Source organism: Pseudoalteromonas sp. BZK2, from assembly GCF_014349195.1.
Lineage (GTDB): Bacteria > Pseudomonadota > Gammaproteobacteria > Enterobacterales > Alteromonadaceae > Pseudoalteromonas > Pseudoalteromonas simplex.
This window is the reverse complement of sequence record NZ_JACSOG010000084.1, coordinates 1-1,361: the sequence shown is the minus strand read 5'-3', so window position 1 is coordinate 1,361 and position 1,361 is coordinate 1. Positions and strand designations below refer to the sequence as shown.

The following is a 1,361-nucleotide window of genomic DNA, read 5'->3' as shown; positions in this document are numbered from 1 at the left end:
GCAGTGTCTTTATTTTATGAGGGTAATAGCCGAACCGATATTGCAAAACGTCTAAACACTGCAAGAAGTAGTGTGAATAAATGGGTTTCTAGTTACCTAGAGCATGGGCTTGATGGTTTAGACAATAAGCCTATTCAAGGACGTCCATCAAGGCTGCAACAGCGGCAACTTGAACAACTGTCTGAATTTATAAAGCGCACGAACACAGAACTTCGCGGTGGCCGCCTTACCGGTGAAGACATTGTGCATTACATTCACACTGAATTTGGTGTTCATTACCACTTAAATCATGTCTATAAAATTCTAAAGCAACTTGGCTTTAGTTGGATCACAAGTCGCTCTAAACACCCGAAACAATCATTACAGAGCCAAGAGGCTTTTAAAAAACTTCCAGCTGGAAACGATCCTTCACACACCAGGACACCTTCCTCTTGATCGGATCGACGTATGGTTTCAGGACGAAGCACGATTTGGCCAGCAAAATCCGACTACGCGCATTTGGGCTGAAACAGGCACTCGGCCACGGATTGTAAAACAACAGCAATTTGACTATGGATACTTATTTGGCGCGGTATGTCCAGCCACAGGCCAAACAGAAGCGTTAGTTAGCCCATTCGTAAATAAAGAAGCAATGACGCAGCATATGCGCCAGATATCACACGCGACACCTGTTGGAAGACACGCTGTCGTGATAATAGATGGCGCAGGCTGGCACACATACGATACAGCTGCAGAATTTAAAAACCTAACCCTGATAAAGCTCCCACCTTATTCACCAGAGCTAAATCCAATAGAGCAAGTATGGAGTTGGATACGACAACATTGTTTATCAAATAGAGTGTTTTCAGGCTATGATGAAATTGTCGATGAAGTTTCAAAGGCGTGGAATCACTTTATTTCAATCCCGGATCGAGTGAAGAAAATGTGCAATCGGGAATGGATTAAATTGATTTAATCTTTATGCGGAATGGTATTATACCAATCCGCAATAATACTTAGTCATTTTGAGGGATTAAACCTGTCGCTACCCGCGTTAAAAATTTCTGATTTAGAACAACTAAATAACGAAATTTTTGCCTTGTTATCAACGAGGTTTTCTTGCCTCAAAATAGACCACTTAATTAAGCGAATTGGTATTAGAGATCGCTAACCTGTTAGACCAGTAGAGATTTTAAGAGTTTTTAACCATGGGTTATGAAGAGGGTCACATGGATTGTGTTGGGTTTCGCTTCGCTCTACCCAACCTACCTGGCTGACAGCTCCAAACGCAAAAAAGCCCGACTCTTTCGAATCGGGCTTCTCTTATTTGGAGCCTGGCGATGACCTACTTTCACATAGCAGCTGCTACACTATCATCGGCG

1 protein-coding gene is annotated in these 1,361 nt (G+C 42.6%); it reads left to right on the top strand.

Translation table 11 applies throughout. From position 1 onward, the window contains the following. Positions 1–955 (top strand): IS630 family transposase gene (locus BIZ38_RS21920; RefSeq protein ID WP_262387643.1). Its coding sequence is split into 2 segments (ribosomal slippage), with 954 coding nucleotides annotated over them: positions 1–387 and positions 389–955; the frame shifts between segments, so codons are not numbered across the junction. This gene is flagged as partial in the annotation. Between the last annotated feature and the right edge of the window lie 406 nt (positions 956–1,361).